This is a genomic window from Terrabacter aeriphilus, from assembly GCF_039542985.1.
Lineage (GTDB): Bacteria > Actinomycetota > Actinomycetes > Actinomycetales > Dermatophilaceae > Terrabacter > Terrabacter aeriphilus.
This window is the reverse complement of the sequence record NZ_BAABIW010000016.1, coordinates 37,862-54,867: the sequence shown is the minus strand read 5'-3', so window position 1 is coordinate 54,867 and position 17,006 is coordinate 37,862. Positions and strand designations below refer to the sequence as shown.

Genomic DNA, 17,006 nt, shown 5'->3' with positions numbered 1-17,006 from the left:
GGACGAGGCGCACCCCCGACCCGCGGTGCCCGCGAACCGGCTTCACCACGAGTGGTGCGCCCTCGAAGAGCGCGGCGGCGGCACGAAGCCCAGAGACGACCCGCGTCTGCGGTACGGGCACCCCCGCCGTGTGCAGCAGCTGGGTCGCCCGCACCTTGTCCTGGGTCAGGGCACAGGACGGGAAGGGGTTGAGGAGGCGGGCCCCTCGATCGTGGAGGGCGCCGGCCAGCGACAGCGCGAGCTCGCTGTGCGACTTGAGGAGGTAGAGGTCGGCCGGGACCGCGCGATCGCCACCCGTCCCGCGCACCGTGGCGTCGAAGACCGTGTCCTCGGCCCGTCGGTGCTCCACGTCGTGGCCGGCGCGGCGCAGGAGCACCGTGACCTCCTCCAGGAGCGGGCTCGGGAGGTCCGGCACGCGCCGGACCGTGATGAACGTGAGCCTCATGAGGACCCCTGGACCGCCCGGAGCGTCCGCTCGGGAGCGTGACGACGGGGTGGCTTCCGACCGTGCACCGCGACCGGGGGGATGGGACCGTGGATCCAGCGCACCGCGTGGTCTGCGATACGCATCGCGGCGTCCGGCACCCCCTTGAACCCCGGGAAGCTGGACATGTCCACGACCCAGGGACGCCCGTCGGAGTGGATGACGTCGACGCCGTAGAGGTCGATGCCGAACGGCTCGCCGCACCGCATGACCACCTCTCGGAGGTCAGGGTCGACCGCCGCCGGGACCCCCCGCTTCTCTGCGAGGGTGCGAGCGGGGAACCTGCGGCGTACCCCGAAGACCTCGTGCCCGATCCGATACAGCTTCAGGTCGTCGCCGACGGGTGCGTGGTAGCGCATGACGAGCCACGGTCGGTCCCGCTCGAGGGCACGGAGCTGGTGTGGCTGACGGACGACGTGAAGACCGCGACCGCGTGATCCCCTGGGATCCTTGACGATCAGCGGCCCACCCACCAGCTCGTCCGCCATCTCGCCGGGATCGGTGGTGAGCCAGCTGTCGGGCAACGGGACGTCGGCGCCGGCGAGCATCGCGGTCTGGACGACCTTGTCACGGCACGCCGCCGCCGCGGCATACGGGTTGAGGACCCGCGCGCCGAGGTGGTCCAGGGCTCCGGCCAGCGACAGGGCTGCCTCGGTGCCGCTCTTGAGCACGTACAGATCGGCACGGAGCGAGAGGTGGTCGAGTCGCATGCCCTGCGCGTCGGGGTCGATGACCGCGGCGTCGTGCCCGAGGACCTCGAACGCCTCCACCAGATCGGTCACCAACGGGCTCAGGTGCGAGGGCTTGCGCGAGTCGGCGATGACGGCGATGCGCATCCTGCTCATCCCGGCGCTCACGACGCGGACACGATCGAGGTCGGGGCCCATCGGGGGGCGTGGACCGCTGGCTCGTGCCCCGTCGGCAGGAGGCCGTGCCCACGGAGGTGGGCGAGGGCGGTCAACGGGCTGCGGGTCCGGGTCAGCACGGAGGACGCGAGCGACACCCGCCGGACGAACTCGTGGTCCGCCGGCAGCTGGGCCACGGTCGACAGGACCTCGGCGGCCGGCGCGCCCCGCAGCCAGGCGGGCGTCGTGCGATCGGTGCGCAGGGCCATGAGCGCCGCTGCTGCGGTGACGGCCAGCGCGTTCGCGGGCTTGCCCGCCGCGATGGCGTCCAGGGCCGGGCCGCAGATGCGGTCGCCGCGCGCCAGCTTGCGCAAGGGGTCGCGGCCCACTCGCTCCACGGTGTCACACAGGACCGGGTTCGCGTACCGGGCGAGCAACGCGTCGGCCGTGACCTGCTCCGAGCCCCCCTCGGCCCACCCGCAACCGAGGTCACCCGCGGTGGTGTGTCGTGCACGAGTTGTCGCCCGGCTTCGCATCCCCTCGGCGATGGCGTCCCGTACCACGACGCTCACCTCGGGGTGGCGAGCGCGGTGTCGATGCGCCGGTGCCCGCGGACGGCGCCCAGGTAGGCGGTCGCGGCGTGGCCGAGGCTGAAGCTGCACAGCTTCGCGGCCAGTGCCTCCGTGAAGTGCGCCGTCCCCGTGCTGTCGGGCAAGGGCACCGGGAACGACTCCCCGGTGGGGCACTCGACGAGCAGTGGGCGCGCGCGCTCGCTCCGGAGCGTCGGTGCCCCACGAGACCCGCGGACGTTCGTGACGATCTGGTCGACGAGCACACCGGCGAAGGTCAGACCCGCGGGCGCGACCGGGATGTCGGTTCCCACCACGAGGCGGCCCAGGCGGCCGGCACCATGTGGCGAGTTCGTGCACACCAGAACGGTCGTCGGGGTCGAGCGCCGTCCCAGGGCGGCTCGGAGCGTCGAGGCGAGTGCGACGTCGTCGCCGGCGGACGTCGCCACGACGAGGAGCGATGCCGTGACGACGGCGCGACCGACGGAGCCGACGTCATCCATGCAGAGCACGCGTTCGGGACGGACGATCCGGTGCTCGACGCCGTCGGTGTCTCCGCTGACGACGTGCACACCGTGCTGCAGCCGCTCGCTCGCCCTCGGCGAGTGGCTCACCAGGGTGACGGGCACACCCGCGGAGGCCAGACGGGAGGCCAGGACCGCGACCGCGACGCCCCCGGTGCCGAAGACGACGGCCGGGCCCGACGGCCCGTTCACGACGTCCTCCGCACCGACGCTGGTGTGGCGGGCCTCGGCACCCGTGGCGAGACACCCACGCCCATCACCACCTGAGCGAGCACGTCGTCGACGCCGTCGGCGTCGACACGGGCTCCGACGTCGATGCCGCGGTAGTTGGGGAACTCGTTGACGTCGACGACGAGAGGCCGGTTGCGTTCGTCGAGGACGCAGTCGATCCCGAACAACGACAGACCGAACAACGCGCGGCACCGGTCGGAGAGTTCGCGGAGGGCGGGAGTCAGGGCCACCGCGTGTCCGGCAGGGGTCTCTTCCCTCCGTCGCCCGTCCGGGTCGACGGGTGACGGGCGCCGCACGGCCCAGGCGTCATTGCCCGCCACGTAGACCTTGAGGTCGTGACCGTCGCCGCGTCTGAATTCTTGCGCGAGCGCGACCTGTTCCGCCCATGGGACGCTGCGCAGCTGGGCACGGTTCTCCACGACCAGCAGGCCGTGCGCGTTGTCACCGTGAATCGGCTTGAGCATCAAGGGAAACGTGAGGTCGCTGCGCTGCGCGAGTCGGGCCGGATGACCCAGCCACGTGCGGGGAGTCGCGATGCCGGCCCGGGCCAGCCGCGAAGCCACCCCGACCTTGTCCACGACCGACTCGATCATCGACGCCGAGTGCAGGACACGCTGGGACGCGGCTTCGCGCATCCGTAGGGCGGCGAGCAGAGCCGCACTTCGTCCACGTGGGACGACGACAGCCGCCCGTCCGTCGCGAGGAGCCACGCGCTGTGGCCGGTGCGAGACCGTGGCGGCCACATCTTCGGCCGTGACGGTCTCGACGTGGACCCCCCTGGCCGCGAGGGCTCGAGCGAGACCGAGCGGTTGAGCCTGTCCCAGGTACCGGCGCTCCACGAGCAGCGTGACCGAGGGAGGGAACTGTCCTGAACGAATCGTGTCCATGAGGTGAACTCCTGACGCCGTTCCGTGAAGCGTCAACGATCCGAGGGGCGGTCGGGTAGTCGGACGTAGGTCCTAGTACCTCCGCCTGACGACGCTGTCTCGGGCGACGTGCAGGCCTTCCCGGCGCGACGCCAACGCGCTGAGGAGCCGGACGGAGGTCGGGTAGAGTCGCCACCATCGTCGATAGGCAGCGCATGTTCGAGTTCGTCGCGGCAACCGAGGTGGAGACGGTGGCGCCACGTCAGGGCGATGGGCTGGTCGATCCGGCTGACGTGGTGATGGACCGCGCCTTCAACCTGCCGGCCCCTCCCGCGCGGGTGTGGCCGTGGCTCGTCCAGCTGGGCAAGGGCCGTGCCGGGTGGTACCTGCCGTCCTCCCTCGAACGGTTGCTGCCGCGGGCGAGGCGGGCAACCTGGGAGGTCGACGACCGATGGCAGCACCTCCAGGTCGGTGACGTCATCCCGGACTACGGCGGCAGGAACGAGACCTTCCAGGTCGCGCACCTCGAACCGTCGAGCTCGATCGTCTACACCTCGCTCCGCGGCGCCATGCGCCTCACCTGGTCGATCAACCTCGAACCGGCAGGCGGGGGCACCCGCGTCTTCCTCCGGCTGCGGATGGCGCCCGTCCGTCGCCGGTGGCTCGCCGAGACGGCCGGGGAGCTCATCGACGTCCTGACTGTCGCAGGCATGGCCGCCGGTCTGCGGCAGCGCCTGAGCACCCGACCCGGCCGTCGGGGTGCGAGCGCCCGGGGGAGGTGCGACGAACGTCGGGGAGCCGGGGCGCGGGAAGAAGGGCATCGTCCTCGTGGTTGGCACGAGCGTGACCACACCTGACCGCGTCGTCGAGGCGCTGCACGTCAACCACGACGCCCTTGCCGCCCTCGTGCCCACGTTGTCCGAGGAGGACCTCGGTCGCCCCAGCGGTGCATCCGAGTGGAGCGTCGCCCAGGTGCTCTCGCACCTCGGCAGCGGTGCGGAGATCGGCCGCACGCCGATCGCCGGGGCAGCAGGCGAACCGGTGGAGCCGGAGGACAACCAGGCAGTCTGGGCGCGCTGGGACGCGTCCGCCCCGGCCGAGCAGGCCGCCGCGTTCGTCCGTCACGACGCGGCATACCTCGCCACCGTCGACGCACTCAGCGCTGAACAGCGCGACCGCCTGATGGTCGACCTCGGCTTCCTCCCAGAGCCGGTGCCCCTGCTCGTCGCGCTCGGCATGCGACTCAACGAGGTCGCCAACCACGTGTGGGACGTGCGTGCCGGGCTCGAGCAGGACGCGAGCATCGATGCCGACTCCGCCGAGCTGCTCGTCGCGCTGTTCCAGGGGCCGTTGGCGTTCCTGCTGGGCTTCTCCGCGAAGGCGGACGCGATCGAGCAGGAGGTGCGCCTGGAGATCCCCGGTGGCGCGCTCGTGATCACCGACCAGGTGAGCGTGCGCGACGCCGTCGCCGATCCCACGGCGGTGTTCGAGGGGCCGGCCGAGGCCGTGGTGCGGCTGCTCACCGGGCGGCTCCTGCGCGAGCACGCGGCAGGCGTGGAGGTCACCGGCAACGTCACGCTGGACGAGCTCCGAGCGGTCTTCCCCGGCTACTGAGCCGCGAAACGGCTCCCCGCCCCGGGGTCCGCTGTGTCCAGACGGACGCCCCGGACGTGCGATTCGCCGCATTCGGCATAGTCTGGGAACCGCGCTGCCGAGCCGAGGAGAAGTCGCGATGAGGCCAGACCTGCGACGGGCGAGGTGCCGTTCCGCCGTCGTCGTCGGGGTGCTGGCCGCCGGCGCGCTGGCGGCGTGCACCGGTGAGGCCCCGGCGCCAGCCCCGCCCGCAGCCGCGGTCGCCGCGGCGTGGAAGCCGGCCCCCGCCGACGCCCGGTCGTGGGCGCCCCGACCGGTGACCCGCGGCGGGCTGTCCACCGTCGCCGGCCAGCGGGGCGGGACGCTGCTCCTGCACACCCAGCACGGTGACGTCGACTTCTGGTCGGGCGTCAACCTCGGCAGCACCACGCCCGGCCACAGCCCCGGCGAGCTGTCGATCACCCGTGACGAGTACCGCCGCTGGTTCACCCAGATGGGTGAGATGGGCGTGCACACCCTGCGGGTGTACACGATCCACCCGCCGTCCATGTACCAGGAGCTCAAGGCCTACAACGAGGCCCACCGCGACGCGCCCCTCTACCTCGTGCAGGGCGTCTACCTTCCCGACGAGTCCTACCTGAGGTCCCACGACCTCTTCGCCGCCGCCCCCACCCGGGCCATGACGGCCGAGGTCCGCGACGCGTCGGCAGCCGTCCACGGCGACCTGACCCGGGCCGCGCAGGCGGGCCGGGCCGGGGGCACCTGGGACGCGGACGTCTCCCCGTGGGTCGCCGCCTGGATCGTCGGTGTGGAGTGGGACGGCCAGGCGACCCCGGCCTCGGACGCGCTCAACGCCCGGCAGCCGCTGCACCGTGGCCGCTACTTCGCGAACACGGCCGACGCGAGCCCGACCGAGCGGTGGATCGCCGCCCGGATGGACGAGCTGGCCGGCGCCGAGGCCGCCCGCGGCACCGCCGCCCCGATCGCCTTCGTCAACTGGCCCACGGCCGACCCCCTGCGCCACCCGGCCGAGCCCCTCGAGACGGAGGACGCGGTCGGCGTCGACGCCAACCACGTCCTGCCGACCAGGGCCTGGCCGGCGGGGACCTTCGCGAGCTTCCACGCCTACCCGTACTACCCCGACTTCCTGCGCCACCAGCCGAGCTACCAGGGGACCGGCGACGCCTACGTCGCCTACCTGCTCGACCTCAAGAAGCACTTCGCACCGCACATGCCGCTCATGGTCACCGAGTTCGGGGTTCCCTCCTCGCTCGGGTCGGCCCACGCCGGGACCAACGGCCGTGACCAGGGCGACCACAGCGAGCAGGAGGCGATGTCGATGGACGCCGCCATGCTGCGCACCCTCGAGACGAACGGCCTCGCCGGGGGGCTGGTCTTCTCGTGGGTCGACGAGTGGTTCAAGTACACCTGGAACACGCTGCCGCGCCAGGCGGTCGTCGACGGTGAGCGACGGTCGGTCTGGCACGACCCACTCACCAACGAGCAGCACTTCGGCATCGTCGCCCAGGACCCGACGAAGGTCGGCCAGAGGGTGCCGTGGGAGTCGCGCACAGGGGTGCAGCGGGTTGCCGTCGATCAGGACCAGTCGTGGGTCTACCTGACCATCGACCTCGAGAAGCCTCCGACCTCGCCCGTGCGGGTCGGGTTCGACGTCGTCCCGGGCGGCCTCGCCCTTCCCGGCAGCGCCACCCGCACGAGCGGGGTCAACGACTACGCCGTCACGGTCGACCCCGCGAGCGCGACCGCGACGATGGTCGTCGACGGCGCGATCGACCCGGTGCTCCTCGACGGCCTGCCGGCCGCGTCGGTGCCGAAGCCTGCCGTGGACGGCTGGAGCCTACAGCGCCTCACCACGAACCGTCCCTTCGTCCTGCCGCTGACGAAGCAGATGCCGCCGGCGGAGTTCCTCGAGGTCGGGCGTCTCTTGCGCGGCTCGTGGGACCCCAAGCTCGCGGCCTTCGACGACCGCACCACCTGGCAGCTCGAGGGCAGGCGGATCACCCTGCGGCTGCCGTGGTCGATGCTGGGGCTCGCCGACCCGTCGTCGAAGACCGCCGTCGTGCCCGAGTCGGGCCGGCCGGTGGGGGTGAGGGTCGACGACATCGGGGTCGTGGTCGACGCCGGTCCCGGCGGCACCGCCGACCTCCGGATCGGGTGGGACGCCTGGAACCGTGCCACGCACACCGAGCGCGTCAAGGCAGGCGTGCAGCCCCTCATCGACGCCTTCGTCGCCGTCTCCCGCTGACCCGTCGCGCACGCGCTCCGAGTCGGTCTGCGTGACCTTCCGGCGTCTCGTTCGTTGAGACAGGGCAATCCGGTGCTGCCCTCGCGGCGAACCACGACGGCACCCCCACGTGCGGCTCGCCCCACCCCCGGCACCCCAGGCCGTGCGTGCACCTTCCGAGAAGGGACCCCTGTCGATGACGACAACCTCTGGCCAGCCGCACGCCGAAAGCACCGCTCGAGCCTCGGACCCACCGCCGCGCGGGTTCTCCCGGAGGCGGTTCATCGGATTCGTCGTGGCCGGCACCACGCTCACCGTCGCGGCCGAGATCGGGGGAGCCGAGGCGGCGTCCGCCGCCGTCCCCACCCTCCCGCAGGTGCCCGAGCTCTACGACCTCGGCGACCTGCAGACCCACTCGGCGCTGCCGACCTCGCAGCTCATCCGCATCACCGTCGACGACGCAGGCATCGCGCACTTCGCGATCCCGCGCATGGAGGTGGGCCAGGGCATCACGACGGCCGCGGCCATGATCATCGCCGACGAGCTGTCGATGCGCGTCGAGGACGTCCGCGTGACGCTCGCCCCCGCGCGCCCCGAGCTGCTCTTCAACCAGCTGACCGGTGGCTCCAACACCATGCAGTCGATGTTCACCCCGATCCGGGTCGCCGCCGCGATCGCCAAGGGCGCCCTGCTCCGCGCCGCGGCGACCGCGCTCGGGGCGAACGTGTCGTCGCTCGTGGCCAAGGGCGGCGTCGTCACGGCCCCGAACGGCAGCAGGCGGACGTATGCCGAGCTGTCGGGTCTCGCGGCCACGTCCACGACCACGGCCGTCGACGTCGAGCTCGCCCCGACGACGTCCTTCGACGTCGTCGGCACGCCACGCAACCGGGTCGACGCCCTCGACGCCGTGACCGGGCGCAAGCAGTTCACGATGGACCTCTCCGTGCCCGACGCGCTGCCGACGATGGTGTGTCGCCCCCCGACGCTCAACGGCTCGCCACGGAGCGTCGACAACCTCGCGGCCGTCCGGCGGATGCCCGGGGTCACCGACGTCGTCGTCGTCGACACGGGCGTGGCGGTGCGGGCCGCGACCTTCGGCCAGTGCATCGACGCCGTGCGGGCGCTGCGAGTCACCTGGGCCGGTGGACCCGTGGAGGGCCAGTCGGACGACTCGGTGCTCCGGCGGCTCAAGGCCGCCGAGCTGCCGATGGCGGTGCCGAAGGTGCCGCTGCTGACCCAGACCGTCGACATGCGCTTCGAGTTCATGTTCCGCAGCAGTGCGGCGCTCGAGCCCAACTGCGCCATCGCCGACGTGCGCAGCGACCGTGCCACCGTCTGGGCCGGCCTCAAGGCGCCGATCGTCGCCCAGCGCAACATCGCCAAGGCCGTCGGCCTCCCGGTCGCCAAGGTCACCGTCAACGTCGTCACGGGCGGAGGGTCCTTCGGGCACAAGCTCTTCGGCGACGCGGCCATCGAGGCCGCGAAGATCTCCAAGGCGATGGGCAAGCCCGTCAAGCTGATGTGGCACCGGGCCGACGAGCCCCGCCAGGGTCGGACGCACCCGATGGCCACCTCGCGGATCCGGGCGACGGTCCTCGCGGGACAGGTGCTGACGTTCGAGCAGCGCCACACGAGCATCAAGACCGACTTCTCGCACGGCCTCGGTGAGCGGCTCACGGCGCTCGCCTCCGAGCTGCCCGCCGGGTTGGGCAACCTCGGCCTCGCGGAGTCGATCTTCACGCTGACCCAGGAGCTGCCCTACAACTTCGGGGTCGTCACGCAGCTGCTCAACGAGGTCGACATGGGCTTCAACACCGGCAGCATGCGCAACATCTACTCACCCGACGTCGCGTGCGCCAACGAGCTCTTCATCGACCAGCTCGCGAAGAGGCTGCGCAAGGACCCGTTGGCCTTCCGGCTCGCGTTCCTGCGCAACGAGCGCGTCAAGGCCTGTCTGCGCAAGGTCGCCGAGGCCGGACGGTGGGGGCGATCGATGCCGGCCGGCACGGCGCAGGGCATCGCGATCCACTCGGAGTACAAGGGCGCCACGGCGGTCCTCGTCGAGATCGACTGCCGGCCCGAGACGGTGAACCGGAAGATCCGTGAGGCAGTCACCGGCCCGCGCGTCACCAAGGCCGTCATCGCCATCGACGCCGGCCTGGTCGTCAACCCGCGTGGGCTCGAGGCGCAGATGATGGGAGGGGTGTCCGACGGCATCGCGCTCGCGTTGACGAGCAGCAACCACCTCCAGGACGGCCACTTCCTCGAGGCCAGCTGGGACAACTACTTCTACACGCGCCAGTGGAACGTGCCGCCGAGCTTCGAGTGCATCGTCATGCCCTCCGACGCCCAGCTGCCGGGTGGGGCGGGGGAGGCAGGCGTCGCGGCGACCGTCGCCGCCACGGCGTGCGCCTACGCCCGGGCCACCGGCACCGTCCCGACCCGGTTCCCGATCAACCACGGCACGGTGTCGTTCACCCCGAAGACCTTCGTCCCGCCGGTGCCGCCGTCGCCCACCGACGGCCTGGCCCACACCTACTGAGGAGAACCCCATGGCACAGCACACCTTCAGGGTGAACGGCGAGGCCGTCACCGTCGACGTCGCCGACGACGTCCGGCTCCTCTGGGTCCTGCGCGACGTGCTCGGCATCACCGGACCCAAGTACGGGTGCGGGATCAACGTCTGCAAGGCCTGCACGTCGCACCTCAACGGCAAGGCGTTCAACCCCTGCTCGGTGCAGGTCAAGGACGTCGGCCCCGACGACGAGATCACGACGATCGAGGGCCTGCCCGACACGGTGGGCGCCGACCTGCACCCGATGCAGGAGGCCTGGCTCGAGCGCGACGTGGCCCAGTGCGGCTACTGCCAGCCCGGGCAGATCATGGCGGCGGTCGCGCTCGTGCGCAAGGTGCGGGCCGAGGGGCGTCAGATCACCGACGCCGACCTGGACGGCATACGCAACGTGTGCCGGTGCGGCACGTACAACCGCATCCGGGAAGCCGTCCGGGACGGCGCCGAGCGGATGTAGCTCGGGTCTCAGCCGGCGACGACCGGTCCGGACGTCAGGCGCGTCGGACGCGCTGCCCCGGACCGGTCGTGCCGCTCAGATCAGCTCGACGCGATCGGCCTGCGGCCCGCGGTCGCTCTGTCGGACCTGGTAGCGAACCCGGTCGCCCTGGTACAGCCCGTCGGTGCCCCGGAGGACGGAGACGTGCACGAACAGGTCCGGACCTCCCGCGTCCGGGGCGATGAAGCCGAAACCGCGCTCCGCGTCGTAGCGCGCGACCACGCCCTCGCCGCCGCGCGCGGGCCCGCCGGACGAGTCCCGGTGACCGGACCGTCCGCGGGCCGGTGACGTCGTGGGCCCCCGACGCGGCGCCGAGCTGCGCGCGAGGCGCACGTCGCGCGCCTGCGGGCCCTTCTCGCTGACGACGACGTCGTAGGTCACCCGGTCTCCCTCGATCAGCTCGGGGAGGCCGTCGGCCAAGGCGCGGACGTGGACGAACACGTCGGGGCCGTCCGACTCGGGCGTGATGAAGCCGAAGCCCTTGTCCACGTCGTACCAGGACACGGTGCCGTCCGCGCCGTCCGCGCCGTCGGGCGACACGGGCGGCAGGCCGGCCGGGGCCGCCTGGGCTCCCAGCGGGAGCAGGTGGTCGGCCTGCGGCCCCTTCTCCCCGTCGACCACGAGGTAGGCGACCCGCTGCCCCTCCGAGACCACGCCACCACCGACGATGGCGGAGCTGTGCAGGAAGACCTCGGCATCGCCGCCGTCGGGCGTGACGAAGCCGTAGCCCTTGGCCGGCTCGTACCAGGAGACGGTGCCGAGCACACCCAGCGGCGTGTCGGCGGAGCGGTCGGCCGTGACCCGGACGCGGCGGGCCTGCGGGCCACGGTCGCCGTCGCCGATCTCGAACTCGACCACCTGGCCCTCCCTGAGCAGCCTCGTCCCGTCGTCGCTGACGATCTCGGACGCATGCACGTACAGGTCTTCCTCCTCGTGTCCGAGGTCGATGAAGCCGAACCCTCGGTCGGCGTCGAACCAGCGGACGGTTCCCTCGGTCACGGCTGACTCCTTGTCACGGCTACGGTCGGCATCCCCCTAGTCTCCCCGATGCGACCAGGACGAGCGCAACGGCCCGGAGCGCTCGGCCGACGAGCTCAGCGCAGGCCGGTGGCGGCCACGACGACGTGCGCCAGTCGATCCGGGCCGATCGCCGATGCGTAGGCGTGTCCCTCCGGAACCCACTTGGTGCGCCAGAGGTCGAGCTCGGCCTCGCTGTCGCCCTGGTCGCGGTTGCGCTCGACGGCCCGGAGGCCGGCAGCCTCGGGAGACAGGTCGATCCACACCGCGAGGTCGAGCAGTGGCATGGTCTCCGGGCGGAGCAACCGAATGCCCTCCACGACGACGGCCGGCGGCATGGGCACGTCACACGTGCGTTCAGCCCCGTCGTAGGTGCGCACCGGATAGGCGAGGCGCCGCGGAGCCGGGGTCGCTCGGACCCGGTGCAGGAGCGCCAGGAGAGCCGGCCAGTCGTGGAGCTCGAACAAGCCGGATGCCGGCCCGGCGCCCACGGCGTAGAAGCGGTCGGTCGTGACCACCTGCTCGGGCCGGCCTCCCACGTCGGTGACCAGGCGTGCGGCGAGGGTGGACTTGCCGGCGCCACCGTGCCCGCAGATCCCGATGACGGGAGGCCGTTCCATCGAGGCCATCAGGCCCCGGACCCGGGTGAGCAGGTCGCCGTAGGCGATGGTGGGTGACGGTGGCACAGTGCCGGATCCTCGCACGTCTGCGTGCTGCGGTCCGGCGAGTCCCGTGATCCGCGCGCCCGGGTCACTCTCCTGTGCGACCTCCCGCGAGCTCGCTCACGATGTCGAGGTGGCCCAGGTGGCGGGCGTACTCCTGCAGGAGGTGCAGGACCACCCGCTCGAGCGTGGCCGGGGGTGCGCCGTCCCACCGGGGGCCGGGACGCCCGAGGTCGGCCAGGGCGTGCGCCTCGATGATCTCGTTGCTCCGTCGGGCCTGCGCGCGCAGCGCGGCGAGCAGGTCCGCGACCCCCACGGCGTCGTCGACGAACCACCGGTCGTCGCGGGTGTCGCCCCACGGGTCGGCGACCGGAACGCCCTCGAAGCCCCACTCGAGCCAGCGGCGCTCGACGTGCGTCAGGTGGTTGAGGAGCTGGACGGGCGTCCAGCCCGACGGCAGTCGGCTCGTGCGCTGCTCTGACTCGGGGAGTGACTCGATCCGGCTCGCGAGCTGGTCGCGGAAGTAGTCGAGGTAACGGACGATCACCTCGGTGGTCGAGGAGGCGGGCGCGGTCGGTTCCGGGAAGGGGAGGCTCACCCTGGCAGCATGCCGGTCGCCGCGTGCCGGGGGAGCAGGTGTGCCGGCCGCCTCCGGGTCCGTGGGGTCGACGGCATACCTCGTGCGCACGGCGTCGCGCTCGACCCGGACGTCGAGGAGGCGCAGGCGGATCGGCGTCGCGTCGGGCGGGAGTGGTGGCCCGTCCATCATGGTCGGAGTGCCGGCGCCGCCGACGAGGCCGGGCAGGGTGACGACGTCGATGACGTCGACGAGCCCTTCCCTCAGCAGGGAGGCGTTGAGGGTGCCGCCGGAGTCGGCGACGACGCACGCCACGCCGAGAAGGTCCCGGAGGCGTGCCAGCGCGGACCGCAGGTCGACGTGGTCGTCGCCGACGACGAAGTAGCCGACGCCGAGGTCGCGCAGCCTCTGGAGGTAGCCCGGCGGGGTGCTCCGACACACGAGCACGTGCAGCCTGAGGTCGGCGTCGCCGGTGAACGACCAGTCGACGCGTCCGCGGCCGTCGGCGACGACGAACCACCTGCGGGCCGCGGCCGGAAGGTGGTCGCACCACAGGAGGTCGTCGGTGACGACCGGTGCCGGCCAGTCCGGTGCGACGGCGTCGGTATCGACGAAGGACCCACTGCCCTCGAGGATCGCCCCGGCCCCGACCTGCTCGTGGCGCGTCTCGAAGGGGCCCCCAACCGCCATCGTCGACCAACGTGCCCCGACCGCGGGGTCGAGGAGGCGCTCGTGGCGGCCCAGCGTGATGCGTCCGTCGACGCTGACGACCGTCGTCAGCACCACCTCCGGCAGGTCGTCGCCCATGCCGGTGACGGTAGCCGCGACCACCGACACCCGATCGGGGTCGGCGCGATCTGGGCCGAAGTCGTTGACACGATGGGCGTCTGTCGGCATCATCGTCGTATGTTCGTTCAGTGTCGAATGGCTATTCACCCAGCCGCGGTGGTCCGGCGGGGCGCGGTCGTGCTGACCGCTCTCGCGCTCGGTGCGTCCCTCTCTGCCTGCTCGCGAGTTCCCGGCGTCTACACCTACGTGCCGGCCGGGCAGGAGAAGAGCGCGGGGGCGGGGCGGGCAGCGGCGTTCGACGCGACGGCATACGTCGACGGGATCTGGGCGGGCAAGGTGCTGCCCACCGTGACGAAGGACGCCGTGCCCGCCTCGGAGCTGCTGCCCGCGCTCGAGGCCGACCAGGCCGCAGCCAGCAAGGAGTACGGCAACCAGACCGGGACCGGGAGCCCCTTCGCCTTCCTCGTGAAGGGCACCGGGACGGTGACCGCCATCGACAAGGACGCGCCGACGCATCCGCTCACCGTCCGCGTCGACGGCATGAGCGGCAAGGGCGCAGACGTGCAGGTCGTCACCGGGCCGGTCATCGCCGGCACGGCGCTGCGCGACGCGGTCAGGTTCATCACGTTCGGCGACTTCACGAACCAGCTGAACTACGCGGATGCGGCGACCGCGCTCAACTCCAAGGTCAAGACCGAGGTGCTCGGCAAGCTCGAGCCCGCCTCGCTCGTCGGCAAGAAGGTCACCTTCGCCGGCGCCTTCTCGCTCGTGGCCCCGGGCGTCGTGCTCGTGGTGCCCACGCAGCTGCAGGCCGCCTCGTGAGCGCGGACGGGGTGCCGGACGTGGTGTCGGACGACATCGTGCTCCGCGCGGTCGACGTCACGAAGGCGTACGGCGGGGTCCGCGCGCTCAAGGGCGTCACCTTCGAGGCGTACCGCGGCAAGGTCAACGTGCTCGTCGGGGAGAACGGCGCCGGCAAGTCCACGCTCATGAAGATCCTCGCGGGCGCCGAGCAGCCCAGCTCCGGCGAGATCCTCCTCGACGGCAGGGCGGTCAGCGTCACCAGCCCGCGCGACGCGATCGCGCACGGCATCGGCATCATCCACCAGGAGCTCAGCCTCTTCCCCAACATGTCGATCGCGGAGAACCTGTTCGCCGGCCGCGAGCTGAGGCGGGGTCGCTTCGTCGACCACGCCGCGCAGCGGCGCCGCAGCACCGAGGTGCTCGCTCGGCTCGGTCAGGACCTCGACCCCGACACCCTCGTCGGCGACCTGCCGATCGGCAAGCAGCAGCTCGTCGAGATCGCCCGTGTGCTGCTCGAGGACGTGCGGATCCTCATCATGGACGAGCCGACCTCGGCGCTCTCGAACCACGAGGTCGACGTCCTCTTCACCGTCATGGCCGACCTGCGCCGCGACGACGTCACCATCATCTACATCTCGCACAAGCTCGACGAGTTCCGTCGCATCGGCGACTACGTGACGGTGCTGCGCGACGGGTCGCTCGTCGCGCACGAGGCCATGACGGGCACCGACACCGCCTGGATCGTGCGCCAGATGGTCGGCCAGGACCCGGCCGCCCTCTTCGCGCGATCGGCCGGCGAGATCGGCGACGTGCTCCTCGAGGTCAGCGACCTCACGGTGACCGGGCCGGTGCGCGACCTCGTCTCCGGCGTGTCCCTCGAGGTGCGGGCCGGCGAGGTCGTCGGCATCTACGGGCTGATGGGCGCAGGCCGCACCGAGCTGTTCGAAGCCCTCATGGGCACCCGGCCCTCGACCGGCGAGGTGTCGGTGCGGGGCCGGGTCGTCCGGGAGAGCACCGTCCGGGCCCGTCAGGCCGCCGGCCTGGCGCTCGTCCCCGAGGACCGCCAGCGCGACGGGCTCGTGCAGACGATGAGCGTCAGCGACAACGTGCTGCTCTCGACCATCGGCACGCTCGCCCGCCAGGGCCTGCTCGCCCGGGGCCTCGAGCGCAGCGTCGCGAGCGAGAAGGTGCGCGACCTCTCCATCAAGATCCCGGGCCTCGGGGCGCCGGTCACGTCGCTGAGCGGCGGCAACCAGCAGAAGGTCGTCCTCGCGCGGGCCCTGCTCACCGAGCCCGTCGTGCTCCTCCTCGACGAGCCGACGCGCGGCGTCGACGTCGGGGCCAAGAGCCAGATCGCCGAGATCATGAGCGACCTCGCGGAGGCCGGCTACGGGGTCCTGTTCATCTCGTCCGAGCTCGCCGAGGTCATGGCCATGGCCGACCGCGTGCTCGTGATGGCGCGCGGCCGCATCTCCGCGGAGCTGAGCGGTGACGCCCTCACCGAGGAGGCCCTCGTCGCCGCCTCCGCCTCGGACGCCGTCCTCTCCGCCGCCACGGCGGGCGCCGACATCCTTCCCACCCCAGCCACGGAGGTCCCCGCATGAGCAACACGGACGTCGCGCCCGCCACGTCGACCCAGACGCCGCCCACGGAGCCGGCCACGCCGGCGCGCCGGGGCGACACCCTGGCCCGGATCGGCCTGCTGCTGCTGCGCGGTCGCACCCTCGTCGTGCTCGTGCTGCTCATCATCCTCTTCGGCACGATGTCGCAGGACTACCTCACCTCGGGCAACCTCATCGTGATGACCAAGCACGTGGCCATCAACGCGATCCTCGCGATCGGTGTCACCTTCGTCATCCTCACCGGCGGCATCGACCTCTCCGTGGGGTCGATCGCGGGCCTGTCGAGCATGGTCGTCGGTGGCCTGCTCTTCGCCGGGCTCACCCTGCCGGGCGGGGGAGTGCTCTACCTCTCCGTCGGGGCCGTCATCCTCGTCGGCATCCTCGTCGGGGCGCTCGTCGGCTGGGTCAACGGCATCCTCATCACCAAGTTCCGGGTGGCGCCGTTCATCGCCACCCTCGGCATGCTCTACGTCGCCCGAGGCGTGGCCCAGCTGCGCAGCAACGGCGGCACCTTCCCCGACCTGGCCGGCAGCCCCGAGCACGGCAACGAGGGCTTCCACGTCATCGGCGTCGACAGCTGGCTCGGCATCCCCGTCGCGGTCTGGATCATGGTCGTCGTCGCCGTCATCGCCGTCATCGTGACGACGAAGACCCCGTTCGGCCGCCGCATCTATGCCGTCGGCGGCAACGACCGTGCCGCCGTGCTCGCCGGCATCCGGGTCCCGCGCATCACGATCGCGGTCTACGTCATCAGCGGTGCCTGCGCGGCCCTCGCCGGCATGCTGCTCACCTCCGAGCTCGGCGCAGCCTACCCGGACACCGCGACGACGTACGAGCTCAACGCGATCGCCGCAGCCGTGCTCGGTGGAACGGCGCTGAGCGGCGGGCGCGGCACCATCGTCGGCACCGTCATGGGTGCCTTCGTCATCGGCTTCCTCGCCGACGGTCTCGTCCTCGTCGGTGTGTCGACCTTCTGGCAGTCCGTGGTCAAGGGTGCCGTCATCATCCTCGCCATCGTCCTCGAGCAGGCGCAGCAGCGACTGCAGACCGCGCTGTCGCAGCGCACGGCCTGACCCTCACTCCACGCGAAACTCATCGACCCCGAACGCA

General features: G+C 72.0%; 15 protein-coding genes. 8 read left to right on the top strand and 7 right to left on the bottom strand.

Going from position 1 to position 17,006, the window contains the following annotated elements; genetic code table 11:
• Positions 1–441: 441 nt before the first annotated feature.
• From ABD979_RS11995 to ABD979_RS11980, 4 genes are read right to left on the bottom strand one after another with little or no spacing between them, the layout of a single operon-like run.
• Positions 442–1,329 (bottom strand): ATP-grasp domain-containing protein, encoded by an 888-nt coding sequence (locus tag ABD979_RS11995; protein WP_345507709.1) that lies wholly within the window; start codon positions 1,327–1,329, stop codon positions 442–444.
• Positions 1,330–1,337: 8 nt separating this feature from the next.
• Complete coding sequence (locus ABD979_RS11990; RefSeq protein WP_425583971.1) at positions 1,338–1,865, bottom strand: mannitol dehydrogenase family protein; 528 nt, start codon at positions 1,863–1,865, stop codon at positions 1,338–1,340.
• A gap of 32 nt (positions 1,866–1,897) precedes the next feature.
• The gene (locus ABD979_RS11985) at positions 1,898–2,614 is read right to left on the bottom strand and encodes a ketopantoate reductase family protein (RefSeq protein WP_345507707.1); all 717 of its coding nucleotides are present in this window, start codon (positions 2,612–2,614) and stop codon (positions 1,898–1,900) included.
• The gene (locus ABD979_RS11980; protein ID WP_345507706.1) at positions 2,611–3,540 is read right to left on the bottom strand and encodes an ATP-grasp domain-containing protein; all 930 of its coding nucleotides are present in this window, start codon (positions 3,538–3,540) and stop codon (positions 2,611–2,613) included. The genes ABD979_RS11985 and ABD979_RS11980 overlap by 4 nt, the downstream gene beginning before the upstream one ends.
• Before the next feature lie 194 nt (positions 3,541–3,734).
• On the opposite strand from ABD979_RS11980, the gene ABD979_RS11975 reads away from it, so the two are divergent.
• From ABD979_RS11975 to ABD979_RS11955, 5 genes are all read left to right on the top strand, one after another.
• A complete protein-coding gene (locus ABD979_RS11975) occupies positions 3,735–4,376 on the top strand; it encodes an SRPBCC family protein (RefSeq protein WP_345507705.1) in 642 nt (213 codons plus the stop codon).
• The gene (locus tag ABD979_RS11970; protein ID WP_345507704.1) at positions 4,363–5,133 is read left to right on the top strand and encodes a maleylpyruvate isomerase family mycothiol-dependent enzyme; all 771 of its coding nucleotides are present in this window, start codon (positions 4,363–4,365) and stop codon (positions 5,131–5,133) included. The genes ABD979_RS11975 and ABD979_RS11970 overlap by 14 nt, the downstream gene beginning before the upstream one ends.
• A gap of 118 nt (positions 5,134–5,251) precedes the next feature.
• Entirely contained in the window at positions 5,252–7,378 is a 2,127-nt protein-coding gene (locus ABD979_RS11965; RefSeq protein WP_345507703.1) for a hypothetical protein, read from the top strand.
• Between the two features lie 274 nt (positions 7,379–7,652).
• Complete coding sequence (locus ABD979_RS11960; RefSeq protein ID WP_345507702.1) at positions 7,653–9,899, top strand: molybdopterin cofactor-binding domain-containing protein; 2,247 nt, start codon at positions 7,653–7,655, stop codon at positions 9,897–9,899.
• 10 nt (positions 9,900–9,909) lie between these two features.
• Positions 9,910–10,386 (top strand): (2Fe-2S)-binding protein, encoded by a 477-nt coding sequence (locus ABD979_RS11955; protein ID WP_345507701.1) that lies wholly within the window; start codon positions 9,910–9,912, stop codon positions 10,384–10,386.
• 75 nt (positions 10,387–10,461) lie between these two features.
• Here the strand turns inward: ABD979_RS11955 and ABD979_RS11950 are convergent, their stop codons facing one another.
• The 3 genes from ABD979_RS11950 to ABD979_RS11940 form a co-directional block, all read right to left on the bottom strand.
• Positions 10,462–11,424, bottom strand: a complete 963-nt coding sequence (locus ABD979_RS11950; protein WP_345507700.1) for a cold-shock protein — start codon at positions 11,422–11,424, stop codon at positions 10,462–10,464.
• Positions 11,425–11,519: 95 nt separating this feature from the next.
• Positions 11,520–12,128, bottom strand: coding sequence for a hypothetical protein (locus tag ABD979_RS11945; RefSeq protein WP_345507699.1), 609 nt, complete (start codon positions 12,126–12,128; stop codon positions 11,520–11,522).
• 64 nt (positions 12,129–12,192) lie between these two features.
• On the bottom strand, positions 12,193–13,488 hold the full coding sequence (locus ABD979_RS11940) for a mycothiol transferase (RefSeq protein ID WP_345507698.1): 1,296 nt from the start codon (positions 13,486–13,488) through the stop codon (positions 12,193–12,195).
• Between the two features lie 117 nt (positions 13,489–13,605).
• Here ABD979_RS11940 and ABD979_RS11935 point away from each other — a divergent pair, with 117 nt between their 5' ends.
• Genes ABD979_RS11935 through ABD979_RS11925 form a run of 3 tightly spaced genes read left to right on the top strand, consistent with a single transcriptional unit; the run spans position 13,606 to position 16,969 of the window.
• A complete protein-coding gene (locus tag ABD979_RS11935; RefSeq protein ID WP_345507697.1) occupies positions 13,606–14,292 on the top strand; it encodes a DUF2291 family protein in 687 nt (228 codons plus the stop codon).
• On the top strand, positions 14,289–15,878 hold the full coding sequence (locus ABD979_RS11930) for a sugar ABC transporter ATP-binding protein (RefSeq protein WP_345507696.1): 1,590 nt from the start codon (positions 14,289–14,291) through the stop codon (positions 15,876–15,878). Before ABD979_RS11935 ends, ABD979_RS11930 begins: the two co-directional genes overlap by 4 nt.
• Complete coding sequence (locus ABD979_RS11925; protein WP_345507695.1) at positions 15,875–16,969, top strand: ABC transporter permease; 1,095 nt, start codon at positions 15,875–15,877, stop codon at positions 16,967–16,969. The genes ABD979_RS11930 and ABD979_RS11925 overlap by 4 nt, the downstream gene beginning before the upstream one ends.
• The last annotated feature ends 37 nt before the right edge of the window (positions 16,970–17,006 follow it).